Source organism: Hanstruepera marina (assembly GCF_019880635.1).
Classification (GTDB): domain Bacteria; phylum Bacteroidota; class Bacteroidia; order Flavobacteriales; family Flavobacteriaceae; genus Hanstruepera; species Hanstruepera marina.
In genome coordinates this window covers 289,485-310,046 of sequence record NZ_JAINVX010000005.1, presented here as the reverse complement: position 1 = coordinate 310,046, position 20,562 = coordinate 289,485, and the positions used below count along the sequence as shown (strand labels likewise).

Here is a 20,562-nt window from a genome sequence, read left to right as displayed (position 1 = left end):
TATTAACCGAGACTTTTATCTAATATATTTTTAATTAAAAATTACATATACTGCGTCTCGTTTCTTTTTTGATAAAAGAAATAAAACCAGTTATAATATGTAAAATTCGTACTTGCTTTCATAATTACATAGGCTAAAGTAATTAATAAATTGAAAAAACAAAATCTTTTTTCTGTTGTTTTAGCATTATAACGTTTTCGTAAAGTAAATCCTTTAAAAATAATAGTTATTTTTGAAACAAATTATAAGCGGTCTATGTCTATAAAAGTTGAAAACCTCACAAAACTTTACGGAACCCAAAAGGCGTTAAACAATATATCCTTTAACGTTAAAAAACCAGAAATTGTTGGATTTTTAGGTCCAAATGGCGCTGGCAAGTCTACTATGATGAAGATACTAACCACGTTTATTGAAGCTACAGATGGCATAGCACTAGTTAACAGTTTTGATGTTGACTCTCAAAAACAGGACGTACAAAAAAGTGTTGGGTACTTACCAGAACACAATCCGTTGTATTTAGACCAATATGTTAGAGAATATTTAGCTTTTAATGCCCAAGTTTATTGTGTTTCAAAAGATAGAATTCAAGAGGTTATTGAATTAACAGGGCTTACACCTGAAGCGCACAAAAAAATTGGCCAGTTATCCAAAGGATACAGACAGCGTGTTGGCTTAGCTAATGCCTTGTTGCATAATCCTGAAGTCTTGATTCTTGATGAACCTACAACAGGATTAGATCCAAATCAGTTAATTGATATTAGAAAATTGATTAAGAATTTAGGACAAGATAAAACCGTATTCCTTTCCACACATATTATGCAAGAAGTTGAAGCTATGTGCGATAGGGTTATTATCATCAATAAAGGTGAAATTGTTGCAAATAAAACACTTAAGGAATTACGGGATGACAAAGAACAAGTTGTAATAGTTGAATTTGATTATCGTGTTGAAGACGCTTTTCTTTTAAAATTACCTAAAGTGAAACAGGTAACAAACACTTACGATTTTGTTTATGAAATTACTTTTAATACTGCCGAAGACATGCGCTCTCATGTATTTGATTTTGCGCATGACAATCAACTAAAAATCCTTCAGCTCAATCAAAAAAATGCTAGCTTGGAAAGTTTGTTTAGGGAATTGACTAATTAGAGATAAAACTTCAGTTTAAGAAATTTTCTGCTTTTAGAATTTTCACTTAACCACTTCCAGAATTATAATTGGGAATTTATCTTTTAACCTCCTTTGTTCATCGCTATATCCTTCTGGATTCTCGTACTCATACTTCTTGAAGATTGTTTGATTAGCTTTCCGTAGTTGATTTATTGCATTAAAATGGGACGAAAGAACTGTGATGTAATTTTGATATGTTGCTTTATCCTCAAACTGATAAATAAAAATAGTTTCTTTAGATTGATGGGTTTTAAATTCTTTAATTAAGTCATCTTTATTCACAAATTTATTATTCCAATAAATTTGTTTACCAACAGAAATAAGAACACTATCCCTTAATCTTGATTTAGTCGCATCAAGCGAATCACTATCAAAAAATGAAGGTGGCAACAAGCTTTTAGCATCACTAATTTTTAAAAAACCTTTATTTAAACGTTTACTAATTTCTTTCTCTTCAAATCTATTTTCTAATGCCTCATCAGTACTTACTTTGTAAGAAATTAATCTCTGATCGATATTTAAAAGAATTTGTTCCAAACGTTTTAAATTATGGATGTTTAAACTTTTGTTGGCTTCAATGCTTATGGTAAAAAACGGAATCATCTCTTCTCTTATATTCGATCTTTCGCGAGTAATAAAATCTGGTATATCATCAAAAGTATACTTTTTCTTATTAGAGTAAAAATGAAGGATTCCTAAACTATCTTCATCTAGTTTTATCGTAACAGAATTAAATCTAAAATTTTTTTGCTCACTATAATAAGAAGAATATGGCAATTCCATTATTGGGTTATTCTTAAGCATAGCTTTGTCTAACCCTTTATAGTTAACGATGTTAATTTTACCTAATCCTAAAGAAATAAATAATAGGAATATAACATGTAACCCTATAAATTTTAAACGAGTTATATTTTTTAATAAAAAATTAAAAGATTTTAATGACTCTAAATATAATACTAGAATAAGAAGAAATGAGACTTCTTTAAAATATGGTAAAAATTCGTATTCCATACAACACATAGAAAAAACACCAAAGGAAAGGCCTATTTTTGCAAACCAGTATGAAAAATTAAAACTTAAAAAAATATTATCATTTAAAAGCCGTTTTCGCTTTGAGTTAAATCTATGAGTTACTTTTTGTGGTCTGCTAAAAACAAAATTAAATGCAATAGAATTACCAAAAACAACAGATAAAGAGGCAAAAAAAAGATTGTAATATTCTCTATTTTCTTCAGAAAGAATATTAGGCTCATTATCCAAACTTGTTGCCATTACTCTGAATACTTCTCTTAAAACATAAAAAAATGAATAGATAGTTAATGCAGATGCTATTCCAATAATGACAGCTATAATTAATCTGCCTTTAGGAATAGATTTCATTTTAATTGAAGAATCATAAAAAAGACTTCTAAACTTCATATTACAATTAGATATCAATTATAAGTATGGAATTGACATAAAAAGTTTCACAAATTAGAATGAAATTATTCAAAAATAAGTTCGCCAGTATAATGTTGAATAACATCTATAACATCAGGTCTATTAATCGATATTAAATTTCCTGTTCCATATAAATTTCCTGTTAATTCTTGTTGCGGATTCACAATAATATCATTGCTCCCTCTGTGATAGACATCAACATGTTGAGCCACCAAACTTTCACCTTCAAAACGGCCGATGCCAGAATAAAAACCTACAAATAAATTGTCTACTTCACCAGAAATATAAAAGGATGATAAATTGTTAGAAACGATACGAAGCCTATTGACATTAACAGCCAAACTAAAATTACCACTCGTTATAGTGCCTTCACCACTAACATCTTCAGAAAACAATTTTAAAACATCGTAATTTAATGTCCCTTCAGAAACAACAGAGTATTGTGTAGAACTTCTAATATCGGTAATATTAGGTGCTGAAACATAGATAGTGGTTAGTCCATATTCGCGAACAAAATTACAGGTATTGTTATTGTTAAGCTGCAACTCATCTCCAACAACCTTTGCTTCAACATCATTTATTAGATATTCACCAGATTCAACAATTACAGAAAAATCAGCCGCTTCCTTTACCACCAATTTAATATCGCGATTTACGAGAATTTTACTAAAACTTGTAACACTAACTTCCTGTTGAACTGTTGTTCCTGCATTTTGAATACAATCAAAAGCATCTTCCTTACTACAAGAAACAATCAGTACTACAGTTACTATGTAAATTATTCTTTTCATAATCATTACAATCGTATTCCAACACCAAATTCAACAGCCTCGGCCTTTGCTCCGTGAGACTTTAGAGAAATGGCCCCAAACCATTTATCGCCGAAATAACGTTTCAGTCCGATTCTAAAATAAGTCCTACCTTCAAAATCAAACGGATAATAAATATAATAACCTAATTGGGTAATAATTGAGAATCGGTTTATAAATAATTCGTGCCCAGCAAAAAGTCCAACACGTTTATAATCTTCATCGCCAGATACGTTTTCTTCAGGAAATGATACCGATTGATAATAAATCAACTCTTTTAAAAACATTGAAAAAAAGGCATCTACACCCAACTGTACAGCACTTTTATGCGATAGCCGTTTGTCGGCATAAGCAGATAGAATATAAAATGGATATTGCCCGCTTCCTACTACATCACTTTCATTGATTCCACTTCTAAAAACCAAATTATACTTTATGGGCTGTGTAAATTTTTCTTTAGTAATAGTATGAATATACTCCTGGTCTTCATCATCTAAATTATAGGTCATCCCTACATTAAAAGCAATAGTATTTATACTAGCGTTAGGTGCTTTTATATTGGCATTGGAATAATGAACCAAAGATAATCCGGCTTGAACCCCAAAATTTTTAAACAAGCGTTCTTTTTTATAATTAAGCATGACGTAGGTGCTGCTTAAAAAATGGGTACCAAAGGCATTGTTCCTATAATTTGTTTCTTTATCATAGGGGTTGGTTGTGTAGCCAATTCCCTGTCCTATTCTAAAGACTAAATGACGTTTTAAAAAGTAAAAATTGTAATGCGCATAAACGGCAAAATTGTTTCCTAAAACTTCATTCTTTAAATCTTGATAGGCAAATGACACACCATAATCAGGATAGCCATAGCGTTGTTCCCAATCTTCATTTCCAAATGTTTTTTTATTCCAACTCAAAATAAAACCACTAGGATGCCCTTGGATCAAATGCAGGATATCATCGTTATGATTGGCTATAGTCCCGTGAAAATAGTTGAGATCAAAATACGAATCTGTAAGCTTTTTTTGGGAATAAAGCAGACTAACACTCACGCAAAAAATACAAAATAGAAGTTTCTTCATGAAAAGGTTTAAGGCGTAAATGTAAATAATTTCTTATTAGATACTATTTTAATTGTTTTAAGGCGTTTTCCAATAAATTAAATATGGTTTCAATATCTTCTTTTTTGGCTGTACCAACAGACAGTCTAAACCAATTAGAATCTGTTGATGTTCCAAAAGCATAAAAAGGTACGATGGCTAACTTTGCCTCTTGAATTAGATAACTGGTAACATCTTGAATAGTATTAAGCACAGTTCCATTAGCAGTAGTCATTCCAACTAAATCAAATTGAACGGTTAAATATAAAGCTGCTTGTGGCTCAATAGCTTTAACTGAAAAGCCTTTACTTTCTAAATCGTTAAATCCTTTATAAAAAGCAACCAATCTCTCATTTAACTCACTTTTAATATGTTCTAAATAATTGGATACCGGTTTGTCTTGCTGTAAATAAGCAGCTGTAGCCATTTGTTCGGCTTTAGGAGCCCAAGCACCAATATGACTTAACATAGCTTTCATTTTACTAATGACATGATTTGGTCCAAATGCCCAACCTACACGAACACCGGTTGCGGCAAAAGCCTTGGAAATTCCATCAACAAAAATAGTATACTCTCGCATATCAGGAACTAATTCTACTGGATTGTAGTGTACGGTATCACCATAGGTTAATTGCCAATATATTTGGTCGTATAAAAGATAAAGTGGTTTCATGTTTTCACGCTCTCGCCTTTTGTTTTCCAATAGAACTAATTCAGAAATGTCTTGCAAAACCTCTTTCGTAAAGGTTGTTCCTGTTGGATTTAACGGTGAGCATAAAGCAATTAAGTTTACATCTTGAATATGTGGCTCTAAATCAGAAGCCGTTGGCATAAACTTATTTTCGGCTTTCGTTTCTACAATTACCGCATTGTTTCTAGACAAGTAGGTATAAGCATCATTATTCCATGATGGCACAGGATATAAAACGGTATCATTAATATCTAAAATGGTTTGATAAACGGCATAAATTAATGGTCTAGCGCCTCCTGAAATTAAAATATCGTCCTTAGAATACTCTAAACCTAAATTCTTTGATAGATATTTTGAAACACTTGCCCGCAAGCCTTCCATACCATTTGCAGCCGGATAATTGGTTTCGTTATTATTATAGGCTTTTACTATTTCAGTATTCAATTCTTCGGGGATTGGAAAAATTGACGCATCAAAATCACCAATAGTTTGATTATAAATCACTTCACCTTGCGCTTTCAATGCATTAACTTCTCCAGCAATTTTAATGATTTCTGAACCTTTTAAACCTTCGGCTAATTTTGATGTTTTCATGTTGAATTAATTTTTCGCAAAAATACAGTTTCTTGGCTTATTTCTGCAACAAGACAACCTGTTTTATCAAAACACCTGTGAAGCTATGGCTTTTATGTTATCACTTTTGCCCATAGAATAGTAGTGGAGTATTGGTATACCCGCTTTCTGCAACTCTTTGGATTGTTTAATACACCATTCTATCCCAACTTGCCTAACATGTTCGTTGTTTTTGCATTTAATAATTTCAAGAATCAAATCTTCGGGTAAATCAACATGAAATCTGTGCGGAATTAAGTTCAATTGTTTTTTGGTTGCAATGGGTTTTAATCCAGGTATTATAGGAATTGTAATGCCTTCTTGCCTGCATTTTTCCACAAACTTGAAGTATTTATCATTATCAAAGAACATTTGGGTTACAATATATTCTGCACCCTTCTTTATTTTCTTTTTTAAAAAATGGATGTCACTTTCTAAACTGGGAGCTTCCATGTGTTTTTCAGGATAGGCTGCTACACCTATGCAAAAATTGGTCTTTGATGAGTTTTGCAAATCGTCATCTAGATAATTCCCTTGATTTAACTCTTGTATTTGATGTACCAATTCACTTGCATAAGCATGCCCTTCTTTTTCGGGTTTAAAATAGGTCTCGGTTTTTACAGCATCGCCTCGTAAGGCCATGACATTATCGATCCCTAAAAAATCCAAATCAATCAAGAAATTCTCCGTGTCTTCTTTGGTGAAACCTCCACATAAAATATGTGGAATGGCATCTACGTTATACTTGTTCTGAATAGCTGCACAAATACCAACCGTTCCAGGTCGCTTTTTTACAACTTGCTTTTTTAGTAATCCATTACCAGCGTCCTTATACGTATACTCTTCTCGGTGGTAAGTAACATCAATAAATGGTGGTTTGAATTCTATTAAAGGATCAATGTTATCAAAAATGGATTGAATGTGCTGACCTTTTAATGGTGGCAAAATTTCGAATGAGAATTGTGTCTTTCCGTTGGCTTTTTTTATGTGTTCTGTAACTTTCATACTAATTTGTTAAGTTAGGATTCAACCATTTATTAGCGGCTTCTTTGCTTATGTTCCTTCGCTTAGCGTAATCTTCCAATTGGTCTTTGGTAATTTTCCCTAAACCAAAATATTTAGCTTCAGGATTTGCAAAATAATAACCGCTTACGCTTGCTGCTGGCCACATCGCAAGACTTTCGGTAAGTTTTACACCAATGGTTTCTTCAACTTTTAAAATATCCCAAATGGTCTTTTTCTCTAAATGATCTGGGCAAGCTGGGTAACCAGGGGCTGGACGGATACCTTTATAGTTTTCGGCAATTAATTCTTCGTTAGTTAAATGTTCTTCGGAAGCGTAATTCCAATGTTTGGTACGTACTTCTTTATGTAAATATTCTGCGAAAGCTTCAGCTAATCTATCGGCTAATGCTTTAATCATTATGGAATTATAATCGTCGTGATTCGCTTCAAATTCTTTTGCTAATTCCTCGGTTCCAAAACCTGTAGTTACGCAAAAACAACCGATGTAATCTTGAATTCCTGTGTCTTTAGGCGCAATAAAATCGGCTAATGCAAAATTGGGAACGCCTTCTCTTTTTTTAAGTTGCTGACGCAGTGTTAGGAATTGGTGTTTGGTGTTTGGTATTTGGTTTTCAACCGTTACTTCAATATCATCATCATTTACCGTATTTGCTGGAAATAAACCAAAAACGGCTTTAGCTTTCAGTAGTTTTTCATCAAATACTTTTTGAAGTAATACTTTAGCGTCTTTAAACAACTCAGTAGCTTGTTTACCAACAATATTGTCGGTTAAAATATCTGGATATTTTCCGTGTAAATCCCAACTTCTAAAAAATGGCGACCAATCGATATAGTCTTCTAAAATAGTAATATCAAAATCTTGAATATCTTGTATTCCTAATTGTTTTGGTTTTACAATTTCAGTTGTTTTCCAATCGATTTTAAATTTTCGTTCACGTGCTTCTTCAATAGAGACATATTCTTTTTGCTTACCGCGTTTTAAAAACTGTTCACGGAATTTTTCGTATTCCTCACGAATCTGTTCTTTATACACTTTGTTGTCTTTTTGCAACAGATTTCCAACAACCGTTACAGCTCGAGACGCATCGTTTACATGTACAACAGTATTGGAATAATGTGGTGCAATTTTTACTGCAGAATGTGCTCTAGACGTTGTTGCGCCACCAATTAATAAAGGAATATTGAAACCTTGTTTTTCCATTTCTTGTGACACATAAACCATCTCGTCCAACGAAGGTGTTATCAATCCGCTTAAACCAATCACATCGACATTTTCTTTTTTGGCAGTTTCAATGATTTTTTCTGGCGGAACCATAACACCTAAATCGACTATTTCATAGTTATTGCAACCCAAAACAACACTCACAATATTTTTACCAATATCGTGTACATCGCCTTTTACAGTTGCCATAAGAACCTTGCCCTGCCTCCTAACCTCCAAAGGAGGAACCGCAAGATTCTCCTTAATTCGTGTTAAAACATCATCTAACTTACCCAGCACTTCTTCATTAGTAAACCTAACAACACGGTAACCTTCATTTTCTAACCATTTTGTTCTTTCTTCATCTGAAGTTTTATTTTCTGGTAATTGATGTATTGAACCATCTACCTCAACAATAAGGTTGGCTTTAAGGCAAATAAAATCTGCTATATAACTTCCAATAATATGTTGTCTTCTAAACTTAAAACCATCTAATTGTTTATTACTTAAAACATTCCACAACAATGATTCGGCTTCAGTAGGTTGATTACGCATCTGTTTTGCAAAATCTTTTAGTAAACTATAAAGTAATGGATCGGCAGTTTTCCAATGTAAAGTCCCCTTTGGGGATTTAGGGGCTTTTTTTTCAGCTTCAATATAAGGTTGCAAATAAGCGACTGCTTTTTTCATCACACGAGCCGATTTTACGACTTGCGGCAAGAACATTTTTCCACTTCCAAACAAATCGCCAACCACATTCATCCCTATCATTAAATGACCTTCGATAACTTCAATAGGTTTATTTACAACTTGTCGCGCTTCTTCAACATCTTCAACAATAAACGCATCAATACCTTTTACCAAAGCGTGCGTAATGCGGTCTTGTAAAGGTTCGCTTCGCCATTCTTGCACTTTTGCTACATCGTCTTTTTTCTGTCCTTTTACAGTTTCGGCAAATTGTAGTAAGCGTTCGGTTGCATCGTCTCGTTTATCAAAAAGTACATCTTCAACGTGTTCTAATAAATCCTTCGGAATTTCGTCATACACTTCCAACATGGTTGGATTTACGATTCCCATATTCATTCCGTGTTGAATCGCGTGATATAAAAATGCTGCGTTAATGGCTTCACGCACGACATTGTTTCCTCTAAATGAAAACGATACGTTACTTACGCCACCAGAAACGCTAGCGTAAGGTAGATTTTCTTTAATCCATTTTGTGGCATTAAAAAAGTCTAAAGCATTTAAGCGATGCTCTTCCATTCCGGTTGCTACAGGAAAAATATTTGGATCGAAAATGATGTCTTCTGGTGGAAAATGAACTTGATTTACCAAAATATTGTAAGAGCGTTTACAGATTTCAATCCTGCGCTCATAGGTATCGGCTTGACCATCTTCATCAAACGCCATAACAATTACTGCTGCACCATATCGTTTAATAAGTTTCGCATGATGAATAAAGGTTGCTTCGCCTTCTTTTAAACTGATAGAATTTACGACCGATTTACCTTGTACGACTTGCAAACCAGCTTCGATAATGTCCCATTTGGAACTATCTATCATAATTGGTAATCGTGCAATATCTGGCTCTGATGCGATAAGATTTAAGAAGGTTACCATGGCGTGTTTTCCGTCAAGCATACCTTCATCCATATTAACATCGATGATTTGTGCACCACCTTCTACTTGATCTCTAGCAACATCCAACGCTTCGGCATAGTTTTCTTCTTTTATTAATCGTAAAAATTTACGTGAACCAGTAACGTTAGTACGTTCACCTACGTTTATAAAATTGCTTTCTGGTGTTATTATTAATGGTTCTAGACCGGAAAGTTTTAGATATCGGTTTTTATTCTCTTTCATACATTAAAAGTTCTCGACTGCGCTCGAACCGACAGCTCTTGGTTTGTAATTAGCAGCAACTTCAGCAATCGCTTTTATATGTTCAGGTGTTGTACCACAACAACCGCCGATAATATTTACCAAACCATCTTTTAGATAGTTTTCTATAAGCTGTTGCATTTGTTTGGCTGTTTGGTCGTACTCGCCAAATGCATTTGGCAATCCTGCGTTTGGATGTGCCGATATGTAAAATTCGGTTTCGTGAGATAAGCGTTTTAAATACGGTTGCAATTGGTCTGCGCCAAGTGCGCAATTAAAACCGACACTTAATAACGGGATATGTGATATTGAAATTAAAAACGCTTCGACAGTTTGACCAGACAAAGTCCTACCAGAAGCATCGGTAATTGTACCAGATACCATAACCGGAATATCAATATTGCGCTCTTCCTTAACTTCTTGAATGGCAAATAATGCTGCTTTGGCATTTAGCGTGTCAAAAATAGTTTCGACTAACAAAATATCGCTTCCACCATCTATCAAGGCTTCTACTTGTTGTTTGTAAGCTATGCGCAATTCGTTAAAGGTTACTGCGCGATATTCTGGTCTGTTTACATCTGGACTTAAGCTTGCTGTACGATTTGTTGGTCCAATACTTCCAGCTACAAAACGCGGCTTTTTAGGATTGGCTTTTGTGAATTCTTCGGCAACTTGTTTAGCAATTTTTGCAGATTCAAAATTTAACTCGTATACCAAATCTCCCATATGGTAATCTGCCATACCAATGGTTGTTCCCGAAAACGTATTGGTTTCCACAATATCTGCGCCAGCTTCGAAATACTTTCGGTGTACTTCGGCAATAGCTTCGGGTTGCGTTAGGGATAATAAATCGTTGTTTCCTTTTAATGGATGTTTAAAGTCTTTGAATCTTGAACCACGAAAATCGTCTTCAGTAAAATTATAACGCTGCAACATGGTTCCCATAGCGCCATCAAGGACGAGGATACGTTTGCGAATTTCTTCAACTACATCAGCCATTTTTTAATTAATTTAATTGGTTAGACAGTTTAATTACATCGGAAAGCAATCCTCTTGCCGTCACGGCCTTTCCTGCTCCAGCACCTTGGATAACCAAAGGGTTTTCACCATAGGATTCGGTAAAGATTTCAAAAATGGAATCGGCTCCTCGCAACTGACCTATAGCAGATTGCTTCTTCTCTGAAACCAATTTTACTTCCAGAGTTTGGTTTACAACATCCAATTCACCCACATATCGCAATACAGCATCATTAGACAGTGATGCTAATCGATTTTGAAAAGGCACATCTAATTCCTTAATACGTGTTTTGAACTGATGCAATGTGGTTTTTCCGTTTAGTTGTTTAGGTACTAAAGACTCTATACTGACTTGTTGGAACTCGGCTTTTAAATTAAGCTCACGTGCCAAAATCAATACTTTTCTAGCCACATCATTACCAGATAAATCTTGCCTGGCATCAGGTTCTGTCAATCCTAATTTAGAGGCTTCTTGCAATACTTTTGAAAATGACTTATTCCTTTCAGAAAACACATTGAAAATATAACTTAATGAGCCTGAAAAAACGCCCTTAATTTTGGTGATTTGTTCACCAGAACCATAAAGATTTTTAATAGTTTCAATAATGGGCAATCCTGCACCAACGTTGGTTTCATAAAGAAAGGACTTATTATGCTTCTTTAAGGTATTACGAAGTGTGTTGTAAAAATCGTAATGTAGTGTATTGGCCACTTTATTTGCTGAAACAATATGAAAGCCATTTTCAACCAAAGACACATAATTTTTTACAAAATCAGTACTTGCGGTCGCATCTATCGCTATCAAATTCTGAAATTGTTGAGCCTTAACAAAACTTATAATTTCATTTACTTTATAAGGCACAGAAAATTTCTGAAAATCACAGTCCCAAGTATGTGTTAATCCATCTTCATTATAAAATGCCAACTTTGAATTCGTTACTACAGGGATCTTAATAGTAATATTCTGTTGTTGCAATTGTTTTTTGGCTGTATGTATCTGTTGTATAAGGGTACTCCCCACATTCCCAATGCCAAAAACAACAAGGTTTATAGTTTTATGGTTTGACATAATTTCTAGATTTATTTATTGAAGCAAAAGCTTGATTTAAGTCGTTAATTAAATCTTGAGAATGTTCAATACCGCAAGACAAACGGATAAGAGAGTCTTTAATACCAGACCGCAATCGCTTTTCCCTCGGAATTGAAGCATGTGTCATTTGTGGCGGATGACACAACAAGCTTTTAACACCTCCAAGACTTTCTGCCAATTTAAAATAGCTGGTATGGGTTACAAAGTTATTGGCGGCTTCTTGCGTGTCTTCTTTTAAAGAAAAGGACACAATACCTCCAAATAATCCATTTTGTTGACGTTTAGCAATGCTGTGGTTTTTGTGGGTGACCAATCCTGGAAAATATACATCCTGAACAGCATGGTGGTTAATTAAAAATGCGGCCACAGCAAAGGCATTTTCGCATTGCTTTTTGTATCGCAACTCCAACGTTTCAATACCCCGAATGGTTAAAAAACAGTCCCAAGGCCCTAAAACAGCACCTGATGCATTTTGAATAAACTTAACTTTTTCTGATAGCTCTTGTGTTTTTGTCACTACTAAACCAGCTACCAAATCGGAATGCCCTCCAATATATTTAGTACCGCTATGGATAATGATATCTGCTCCCAACGACAATGGTTTTTGAGCTATGGGACTCGCAAAAGTATTATCAACCACCAAATAAGCACCAACACTTTTAGCGATGATACCAATGGTTTGAATGTCGGATACTTTTAATGTTGGATTGGTTGGCGACTCGATCCAAACCAATTTGGTTTTACTACTAATGAGGTTGGCTACATTTTCTGCATCTGTGGTATCAACATAATGCACTTTAACACCTAACTTCTCATAGACATGTGTAAATAAACGGTATGCACCACCATAAATATCATCAACAGCTATAATTTCGTCACCTGCAGATAAGAGTTTCAATACAGCATCAATGGCTGCTAAACCTGTAGAAAAGGCAAAGCCAGAATGGCCTCCTTCCAATTCAGCAACTACATCTTCCAGTACTTTTCGAGTTGGGTTATTACTTCTTGCATAATCGAAACCTTTATTTACACCAGGGGCTTCCTGTATAAAGGTTGATGTTTGATACACGGGTACCGAGATTGCTCCAGTAAGCGGATCGCTTGGAATGGAATGAATAATTTTTGTTGCACTCATTTTTCTAATTTTTTTGAGTTAATAAATAATTAAAACAAAAGCCAAATGCGTCTCGAAAGACGTACCTAATAGAAAAATGTTAAAAAGAAATTGGCGAATTACCGATAGGCAATTACGTTTGAGTTATCTATCCAACGTTTTATAAATAAAACATCAAGTAGAATGTAGCACCTTCTTTGTATGGAACAAAGGGTTGCTAAGGCTTCATAGGGTCTATTCCCTCCACCTTTCTTGATAACATTTCAGTAAGTTTTTGAACTTTGTGAGCACAAATATTGCAACACAAATTTTTAAAAACCAAATTATTTTACAAAAAAAATGAAATGAGGTTAGGTTTTATTTTATTTTTTTACTTTTGCCAAACAATTAATTAGAGGAAAAATTTGTCTGATTGCAACCTCATTAAAAAATGCTAAAGCAGTACTTTTTTCACTTCTTTAGCTAGCATGCCATCTCACTTATTTTTCTTAATTTAAACCCAATTTAAAATTAGGATTTATGCCATATTTATTTACTTCGGAAAGTGTTTCTGAAGGCCACCCAGATAAAGTAGCCGATCAGATTAGTGATGCCCTAATCGATCATTTTTTAGCATTCGATAAAGACTCAAAAGTAGCCTGTGAAACCTTGGTTACAACTGGTCAAGTTGTGCTGGCTGGAGAAGTCAAGTCTAACACGTATTTGGATGTTCAAAAAATAGCTCGTGACACTATTAATAAAATTGGCTACACCAAAAGCGCATATATGTTTGATGGTAATTCTTGTGGTGTGTTTTCGGCCATTCACGAACAATCTGAAGATATTAATCGTGGAGTAGATCGTGAAAGCAAAGAAGAGCAAGGTGCTGGCGACCAAGGTATGATGTTTGGTTATGCTACTCGCGAAACAGAGAATTACATGCCGTTGGCATTAGATTTAGCACACAGAATTCTAATTGAATTGGCAGAACTGCGCAGAGAAAACAAAGATATTAACTATTTAAGACCAGATTCAAAAAGTCAGGTTACCATTGAGTATAGTGATGATAATGTTCCGCAACGTATTGATTCCATTGTAGTATCTACACAACATGACGATTTTGGAACTGATGATGAGATGTTAGCTAAAATTCGTAAGGATATTGTTGAAATTTTAGTTCCAAGAGTGGTTGCAAAACTTCCTGAACAAATACAAGCTTTATTTAATACAGAAATAAAATACCATATAAACCCAACTGGAAAGTTTGTTATTGGAGGACCACATGGAGACACCGGTTTAACTGGACGAAAAATAATTGTTGACACGTATGGTGGTAAAGGTGCTCATGGTGGTGGCGCTTTTTCAGGGAAAGACCCAAGCAAGGTAGATAGAAGTGCTGCTTATGCTACCAGACATATTGCAAAAAACTTGGTAGCGGCTGGTGTTTGTGACGAAGTTTTAGTACAGGTAAGTTATGCTATTGGTGTTGTTGAACCAATGGGAATATTTATTGACACTTATGGGACTTGCCCATTTAATATGACTGATGGTGAAATTGCCCAAAAAGTTTCTGAAATTTTTGATATGCGACCATCTGCTATCGAGGAAAGATTAAAACTACGCCAACCGATGTATAGCGAAACAGCTGCTTATGGACATATGGGACGCAAAAGTGAAACGGTTAGCAAGACATTTGAGCAACCCAATGGTGACCCAATTACACTAGATGTAGAACTCTTTACTTGGGAAAAACTAGATTATGTTGATAAGGTTCGAAAAGCCTTCGATATTATGTAATGTATTAGAATAAAAAAGCCTCACAATTGTGAGGCTTCTTGTTTTATAAGTTATAAATAACCCTAAAGGTTACAAATCGTGGTTGTATAAAATATTCTGTAGCACTAACCGATAAACCACCAGCATTGGTATTCGCTTGAGACTGCGTATTTAATAAGTTAGTTGCTTTTAACTCAAACTCCCAATTAGCATCTGGATCTTTACGATATGCTAAAGATGCATCCCAAAAATCGAAACTGTTTAGGGTTCTATCTGGATCACTTAAACTTGTATATTGATATTCAGATCTTAAAGTTAATGACTTCCAAAGTAAAATGTCTATCTCTGCACGAGGAGTTCCCGTATAAAAGCGAGTTGTTTGGCTACCTTGATCGTTATTTTGGATTCTGTAATCATACCCTATTTCAAAGTTAGGTGCCTCTTTAAAATTAGAGCGTAATTCTAATCCGTAATTTTGAGTAAAGCTTTCGTTAACAGAACGCGTAAGATTATCAGGATCGTTACTTGTTGAAATAAATTGATTAAACTTTCCGTATGTGAAACTTGCATTAGCAGATGCTCTTAATTTACCAAACGATCTCTGAAAACGTCCAAAAGCATTAAAAGTTTCATCTGCAAAATTAGAATTAAAAGGCGAGCTAACCCTTACAACACTATTTTCCTGGAAAGTAGAAGCTGTACGTATTCTATCAATATTTTTAGTATAACTAATTCGTGCAAAAACATTGGTGTAATTAAACATGTTAAAACTGAAATAGTTTAAACTTAAATTATGTGCTAAAGCACTTTCTAGTTGTTGATTACCACTAAAAAATGCATTATAGTTATTTAAAACTAAACCTTCGGCTAATTGATTAACATCGGTAAATTGTGTTACCATCCGATAATCAAACGTAATTTGCTCACTTTTCTTAAGCTGAATTCTTGCATTAAAATCTGGTAATAGTCTTACAAAATTATCTGTAAAACTCACACCAAACTGATTATTTCTAGCACTGTACGTGTGCGCCGTAAATCCAGGGGTAAGTGTAAAAATGCCTAATTTTACACGATAATGTACGCCAAGATATACGTCTGAAAATGTATAATCTATATCGTTTTCTGGGCTATTATTATTAGGTTGATTGTTAAATTCTGAACCATTATCCAACGTTTGAAAAATACGTGAGTTAAATTTCTGGTTACTATAAATTGTACCCAACGTGAAATTAATATTACTCTTATCGTTTAATATATTCCAATAATCCACCTTGGCATCTATTTGATTTGTTTTAACACGACGCTCTTGGTTAACTACATAATTAACTTGATTTGGATCTAAGCCTAAAAAGTTTCCTGCATTTTCGTAAGAATCCTTGTCTTCAATTAAAGCATTATAAAATGGGTCTTCATCAGACCATAAATGTTGTGCTTCAAATGCAAAAATATTAGTGTCATTAAGTGTGTAATAATAGTTAAAGCGTTGATTAATGCTAAACGGATTTATATCTTCATTTTGATTCGTATTTCCTAAAACTGATGAGAAAAACTTTTGCTCTTGCGTTTCTTGAGACATACGCCCTAAAATTTCATAATCCAATTGGTTGTTAGCATTCTTTTTATAAGTTGTAGCTAATTTAATGGCACCTAAATCACTGCGTTGTGTTGTTCTGCTTTCGGTTTGTTCATCTGGTATGTCCAGTTCTGGATCTGTATAAACAATACTGTTATTTTCCTGCAGCTCAATTTTATTACCAGTATAAATTGCAAAACCAGTAATATCTAATTTATCATTAGGTGAGTAGCTAAAGTTAGCAGCACCAAATCTTGAGTTAATTTCTTTTGCTCTATCATTTTGCAGATTTAAAAATCCTAAGCCATTATTACCTAAACTAATATTAGTACCGTTATTTTGACTTGGCGCTCTATTGAAACCACCTCCGAAATTAAAATAATCTCGTCTAGAGAAAGCAATTTCACCTAAATTGTTGGCATCAGTAATGACATTGACGCTCATTTTTTTACTGTAATAAAATAATTTAGCTTGAGCGAGATATAAAGCCTGATCGGCAGCAGAAACACCGCCACCTCCAGTTACATTACCAAACCAGAAATTATCTTTACCTTCTTTTAGCTTAATATTCAAGGCAATATTATCTTGATTGTTTTGAACACCACTTAACTGACCAACTTCGGCATAATTTTTAAGCACTTGTACTTTATCAACCGCATTTGCAGGTATGTTTTTAGTAGCAAGTTTTGAATCACCATCAAAGAAATCCTTTCCTTCAACCATAACCTTGTTAACCACTTTACCTTCTACTTCCACTTGTCCATCTGCATTAATTTCAACACCAGGTAGGTTTTTAAGAACATCTTCTAATTTTCGTTCTGTTCCTGTATTAAAAGAATCGGCATTATAGATTAGCGTATCACCTTTAACGGTTACTGGCATTTCATATATTAACTCCACCTCATCTAAAGTATTATCGCTCTCTAAAACGAAGTCTCTAGTAACACTTTCTTCTTTTGTTGCAACAGCAACTTCAGCAGTTTTCATACCAATATAACTAACCTGAACTTTATAACTGGTATTCTTTTCTAATGATAATTTATAGCGTCCTTGGTCGTTTGTGATACCGTAAGAATCTAATTTATTAGTTTCCTGATTTATAGCAATAACATTTGCAAGTTCCAAAGGGTTGCCTATGCTATCTTTAACTACGCCTTCAATTTTAATTTGACCATAAGTAGAAATTCCAATTAAAAGAATAACTGCTGTTAATACGTGTTTCATTTAGTTTAAAATTTGGTTTGGTTGTCTTTTTTTTATTTAGAGCAAATTATCATCTGCCTCGTCTACCGCTATACATATCGCGCATTTCGGCCATTTTTGTTGTTATAATTTCCTGATACTCCATTTTGGTAACCTCTTTACCTTTATCTGGAGCTTCAATTTTATTTTTTTCTGTTGGATTCATTACAATTTTTGAACATAACATAGTGGTATTTCCTGCATTTACTTCAAGAATTAAACCAGGTAAACCCCAATATTCTAGTGGTCCGTGGCTTACAGGTATTTGAGGTGTGTACCATGCCACTATTTGCGTCATGTTTACTTCTTGAATTTTGGAAGTATCTCCATCTGCTACCTCATTATTACTTTCATTTTTATCTTCTTCTTTCTTTTGATTTCTTAATTTATCCCAAGAAAAATCATACCATGATAGTTGCTCACTAGGAACCACGGCTACTGCTTTCATGCACATGTATTCACCTATTTGTTTTGTGTCTGCTGTCATATTCCATTCTAACTTTAGCAATTGGTCTTTAACTAAAAACTGTTTGCCATAAAACTCTTGATCTTGCAATAACGTGTTAGTTTTTACATTTTTATATTGTTTTCCTGGAGTGAAATTTTTGCCCCAAGAGTCTGTAGCTCCAGAAATGGCATCTAGCTTTTCATCTTCTTTAAACAAAGACTCTTCAACACTAAAGGTTAAAATATAAGTTTTCTCCAATCTGTTTTTCAAGCGTTCTTGAACTTGTTTTTTTTGTGCCTCACTCAATCGTGATCCCCATCTACCTAAATCTAGGGTAGATTTTGAGAAATAATATGCTTGTCCTTGAAAATCCTGCGCAAACAATCCTGTACATAGAAAAAAAAGTCCAAATATTGATGATAAAATGAATCGTTTAGTATTCATGATGGTTTATTTTTGTTTAATTTTTTGTATTCAAAATTAAACAAAATAATTATTAAGCTGACATGAGATTTAATCTTTTAAGTAAATTTTAATACTTTACTAGATATCAATTAATTAACGCCCTCTACCTCCACCGCGATTACGACCTCCATACATTTCGCGCATTTCTGCCATTTTATCTTTAACGATCTGATTGTATTCTGCTCGTGTTACTTCTTTTCCTTTTGAAGGTTTTTTTATGTCGTCTTTCTCTTCAGGGTTCAGGACTATTTTTGAGCAAAGCATTGTAGTTCGTCCAGCACTGACCTCTAAAATTAATCCTGGTAAGCCCCAATATTCACCTGGCCCGTTGTTAACTGGAATTTGAGGTGTGTACCATGCTGTTACCGTTATTGTTTCAGGAACTTCTATTTCAGACATAGGATCATCAGATTTTTCAGCCGTGTCAGTAGAATCTTTTTTCTTTTCATCATCTTCCTTGTTATCTCTTCGTCTCATATTACTCCAATCAAATTCATCGACTTTTTTTACAGCTGTTGCTTTAAAGCACATATATTGGCCTATCTGTTTTGTTTCGGTTCCCATTTCCCATTCAAACTCTGGCAATGAATCTTTTACCAAAAACTGCTTTCCAAAAAACTCTTGGTCTTGCAATATTTCTTTGTCTTTAATATTCTTGTATTGAGCGCCTCCAGAAAAACTACTCATCATACCAAATCCTCGACCTCCTCCACCAGGAGCTTCTAACTTTTCTTCTTCCTTGTATAAAGATTCTGACTGTGTAAAAGTTAAAACGTACTGTTTTTCTAAAAAACTTTTCATACGTTCCATCATTTGCTTTTTTTGTTGTTCACTTAATTGACGTCCTCCCCAATTATCTAAATCCATTGTGGTTTTAGTTTGGTAATAGGCTTTTCCTTGAAAGTCTTTTTGGGCAAAAGAAAATAAAGTAATCAATAAGAAAAATGCAATTAAAGGCATTTTTGTAGTTTGTAGTTTCATTGTATAGCGTCTTAAAAGTTATAATCGAAATTACGATTAATTCCTATATGACTAACAAACGCTTGAAACGTTTAACCTTTGACTGTTAAAATTTTCACAAAAAATTAACCTCCAATACGAATCTCAACATTTTGTCCACCATCGTCACTCCACGACGAACGCATACGCTCCTGCATCTCTTGAATTTTCTTTTCCATTATTTCATCGTACTTGGCTTGATCAAGTTCTTTTCCTTTTGTAGGCTCTTCAATTTTAACTTTCTTGTCTGGATTTAACACAATCTTACTGCAAATCATTGTTGAAGTACCATCGTTAACTTCTAGAATAAGACCTGGTAACCCATGATAATTTTGAGGACCATTATTAACTGGAATAGCCGGCGCATACCAGGCTGTAACAACAACTTCGCGCATTTTTGGTTCAGCATCCATATCGGCTTCTAAATCTTTATCTCCATTAATACTTATACCGCTCTCTAAAACCTCCTCTTCTCTTGTAGTAGTTGCCTTATAACATTCATAGTCGCCAATGAATTTTGTTTCTCCTGTCATTTCCCAATCTAACTCTTGAAGCTTATCCTTTATTAAAAATAACTTGCTAAAAGATTCATTTTGATTGGTATATCGTTTCTCTTTTAAATTTTTGTAAAGTACATCAGACCCACTGGTATTGACCACCATAATTTCCACACCTGCTGGTTGGGGCGACTCAAGTGGTTTATCTTCTTTGTAAATGGACTCTTCCTTATTAAAGCTTAAAATAAATGTTTTTTGAAATTGTTTTTTAACCATCTCTAGCATAAGCTTGTGTTGATCCGAACTCATTTGAGTACTATCCAGTTGAATATCTATTTTACGGGACGTTTTATAGGTTGCTTCTCCTTGAAAATTTTGTGCAAATGCAAATTGAAGTGCCAAAATAAATAGTAAAAATGTTATTGTTTTTTTCAT

At 34.1% G+C, this 20,562-nt stretch carries 15 protein-coding genes and 1 riboswitch; of the genes, 2 read left to right on the top strand and 13 right to left on the bottom strand.

Annotated features, from left to right (window positions below; genetic code table 11):
* The first annotated feature begins 255 nt into the window (after positions 1–255).
* The gene (gene gldA / locus K7G76_RS13850; RefSeq protein ID WP_223034811.1) at positions 256–1,149 is read left to right on the top strand and encodes a gliding motility-associated ABC transporter ATP-binding subunit GldA; all 894 of its coding nucleotides are present in this window, start codon (positions 256–258) and stop codon (positions 1,147–1,149) included.
* A gap of 42 nt (positions 1,150–1,191) precedes the next feature.
* Here the strand turns inward: gldA and K7G76_RS13845 are convergent, their stop codons facing one another.
* The 9 genes from K7G76_RS13845 to K7G76_RS13805 all read right to left on the bottom strand — a co-directional run bounded on the left by K7G76_RS13845 (position 1,192) and on the right by K7G76_RS13805 (position 13,169).
* Complete coding sequence (locus tag K7G76_RS13845; RefSeq protein ID WP_223034810.1) at positions 1,192–2,550, bottom strand: hypothetical protein; 1,359 nt, start codon at positions 2,548–2,550, stop codon at positions 1,192–1,194.
* Between the two features lie 104 nt (positions 2,551–2,654).
* Positions 2,655–3,401, bottom strand: coding sequence for a head GIN domain-containing protein (locus K7G76_RS13840; RefSeq protein WP_223034809.1), 747 nt, complete (start codon positions 3,399–3,401; stop codon positions 2,655–2,657).
* Positions 3,402–3,406: 5 nt separating this feature from the next.
* Positions 3,407–4,498, bottom strand: coding sequence for an acyloxyacyl hydrolase (locus K7G76_RS13835; protein WP_223034808.1), 1,092 nt, complete (start codon positions 4,496–4,498; stop codon positions 3,407–3,409).
* 43 nt (positions 4,499–4,541) lie between these two features.
* Positions 4,542–5,801: a pyridoxal phosphate-dependent aminotransferase gene (locus K7G76_RS13830; RefSeq protein WP_223034807.1), complete on the bottom strand. Its 1,260-nt coding sequence runs from the start codon at positions 5,799–5,801 to the stop codon at positions 4,542–4,544.
* Between the two features lie 66 nt (positions 5,802–5,867).
* A complete protein-coding gene (gene metF / locus K7G76_RS13825; protein ID WP_223034806.1) occupies positions 5,868–6,824 on the bottom strand; it encodes a methylenetetrahydrofolate reductase [NAD(P)H] in 957 nt (318 codons plus the stop codon).
* 1 nt (position 6,825) lies between these two features.
* The gene (locus K7G76_RS13820; protein ID WP_223034805.1) at positions 6,826–9,909 is read right to left on the bottom strand and encodes a vitamin B12 dependent-methionine synthase activation domain-containing protein; all 3,084 of its coding nucleotides are present in this window, start codon (positions 9,907–9,909) and stop codon (positions 6,826–6,828) included.
* Positions 9,910–9,912: 3 nt separating this feature from the next.
* Complete coding sequence (locus K7G76_RS13815; RefSeq protein ID WP_223034804.1) at positions 9,913–10,926, bottom strand: homocysteine S-methyltransferase family protein; 1,014 nt, start codon at positions 10,924–10,926, stop codon at positions 9,913–9,915.
* A gap of 7 nt (positions 10,927–10,933) precedes the next feature.
* A complete protein-coding gene (locus tag K7G76_RS13810; RefSeq protein WP_223034803.1) occupies positions 10,934–12,013 on the bottom strand; it encodes a homoserine dehydrogenase family protein in 1,080 nt (359 codons plus the stop codon).
* A complete protein-coding gene (locus tag K7G76_RS13805; protein ID WP_223034802.1) occupies positions 12,000–13,169 on the bottom strand; it encodes a trans-sulfuration enzyme family protein in 1,170 nt (389 codons plus the stop codon). Before K7G76_RS13805 ends, K7G76_RS13810 begins: the two co-directional genes overlap by 14 nt.
* A 120-nt stretch (positions 13,170–13,289) precedes the next feature.
* Positions 13,290–13,410: riboswitch (SAM riboswitch) on the bottom strand.
* 257 nt (positions 13,411–13,667) lie between these two features.
* Here K7G76_RS13805 and metK point away from each other — a divergent pair.
* Complete coding sequence (gene metK, locus K7G76_RS13800) at positions 13,668–14,924, top strand: methionine adenosyltransferase (RefSeq protein WP_223034801.1); 1,257 nt, start codon at positions 13,668–13,670, stop codon at positions 14,922–14,924.
* 43 nt (positions 14,925–14,967) lie between these two features.
* On the opposite strand, the gene K7G76_RS13795 is transcribed toward metK, so the two are convergent.
* The 4 genes from K7G76_RS13795 to K7G76_RS13780 form a co-directional block, all read right to left on the bottom strand.
* Positions 14,968–17,700, bottom strand: coding sequence for a carboxypeptidase regulatory-like domain-containing protein (locus K7G76_RS13795; protein ID WP_223034800.1), 2,733 nt, complete (start codon positions 17,698–17,700; stop codon positions 14,968–14,970).
* A 49-nt stretch (positions 17,701–17,749) separates the two neighbouring features.
* A complete protein-coding gene (locus tag K7G76_RS13790; protein ID WP_223034799.1) occupies positions 17,750–18,610 on the bottom strand; it encodes a GLPGLI family protein in 861 nt (286 codons plus the stop codon).
* A 114-nt stretch (positions 18,611–18,724) separates the two neighbouring features.
* A complete protein-coding gene (locus tag K7G76_RS13785) occupies positions 18,725–19,612 on the bottom strand; it encodes a GLPGLI family protein (protein WP_255573033.1) in 888 nt (295 codons plus the stop codon).
* Positions 19,613–19,716: 104 nt separating this feature from the next.
* Positions 19,717–20,562, bottom strand: coding sequence for a GLPGLI family protein (locus K7G76_RS13780; protein WP_223034798.1), 846 nt, complete (start codon positions 20,560–20,562; stop codon positions 19,717–19,719).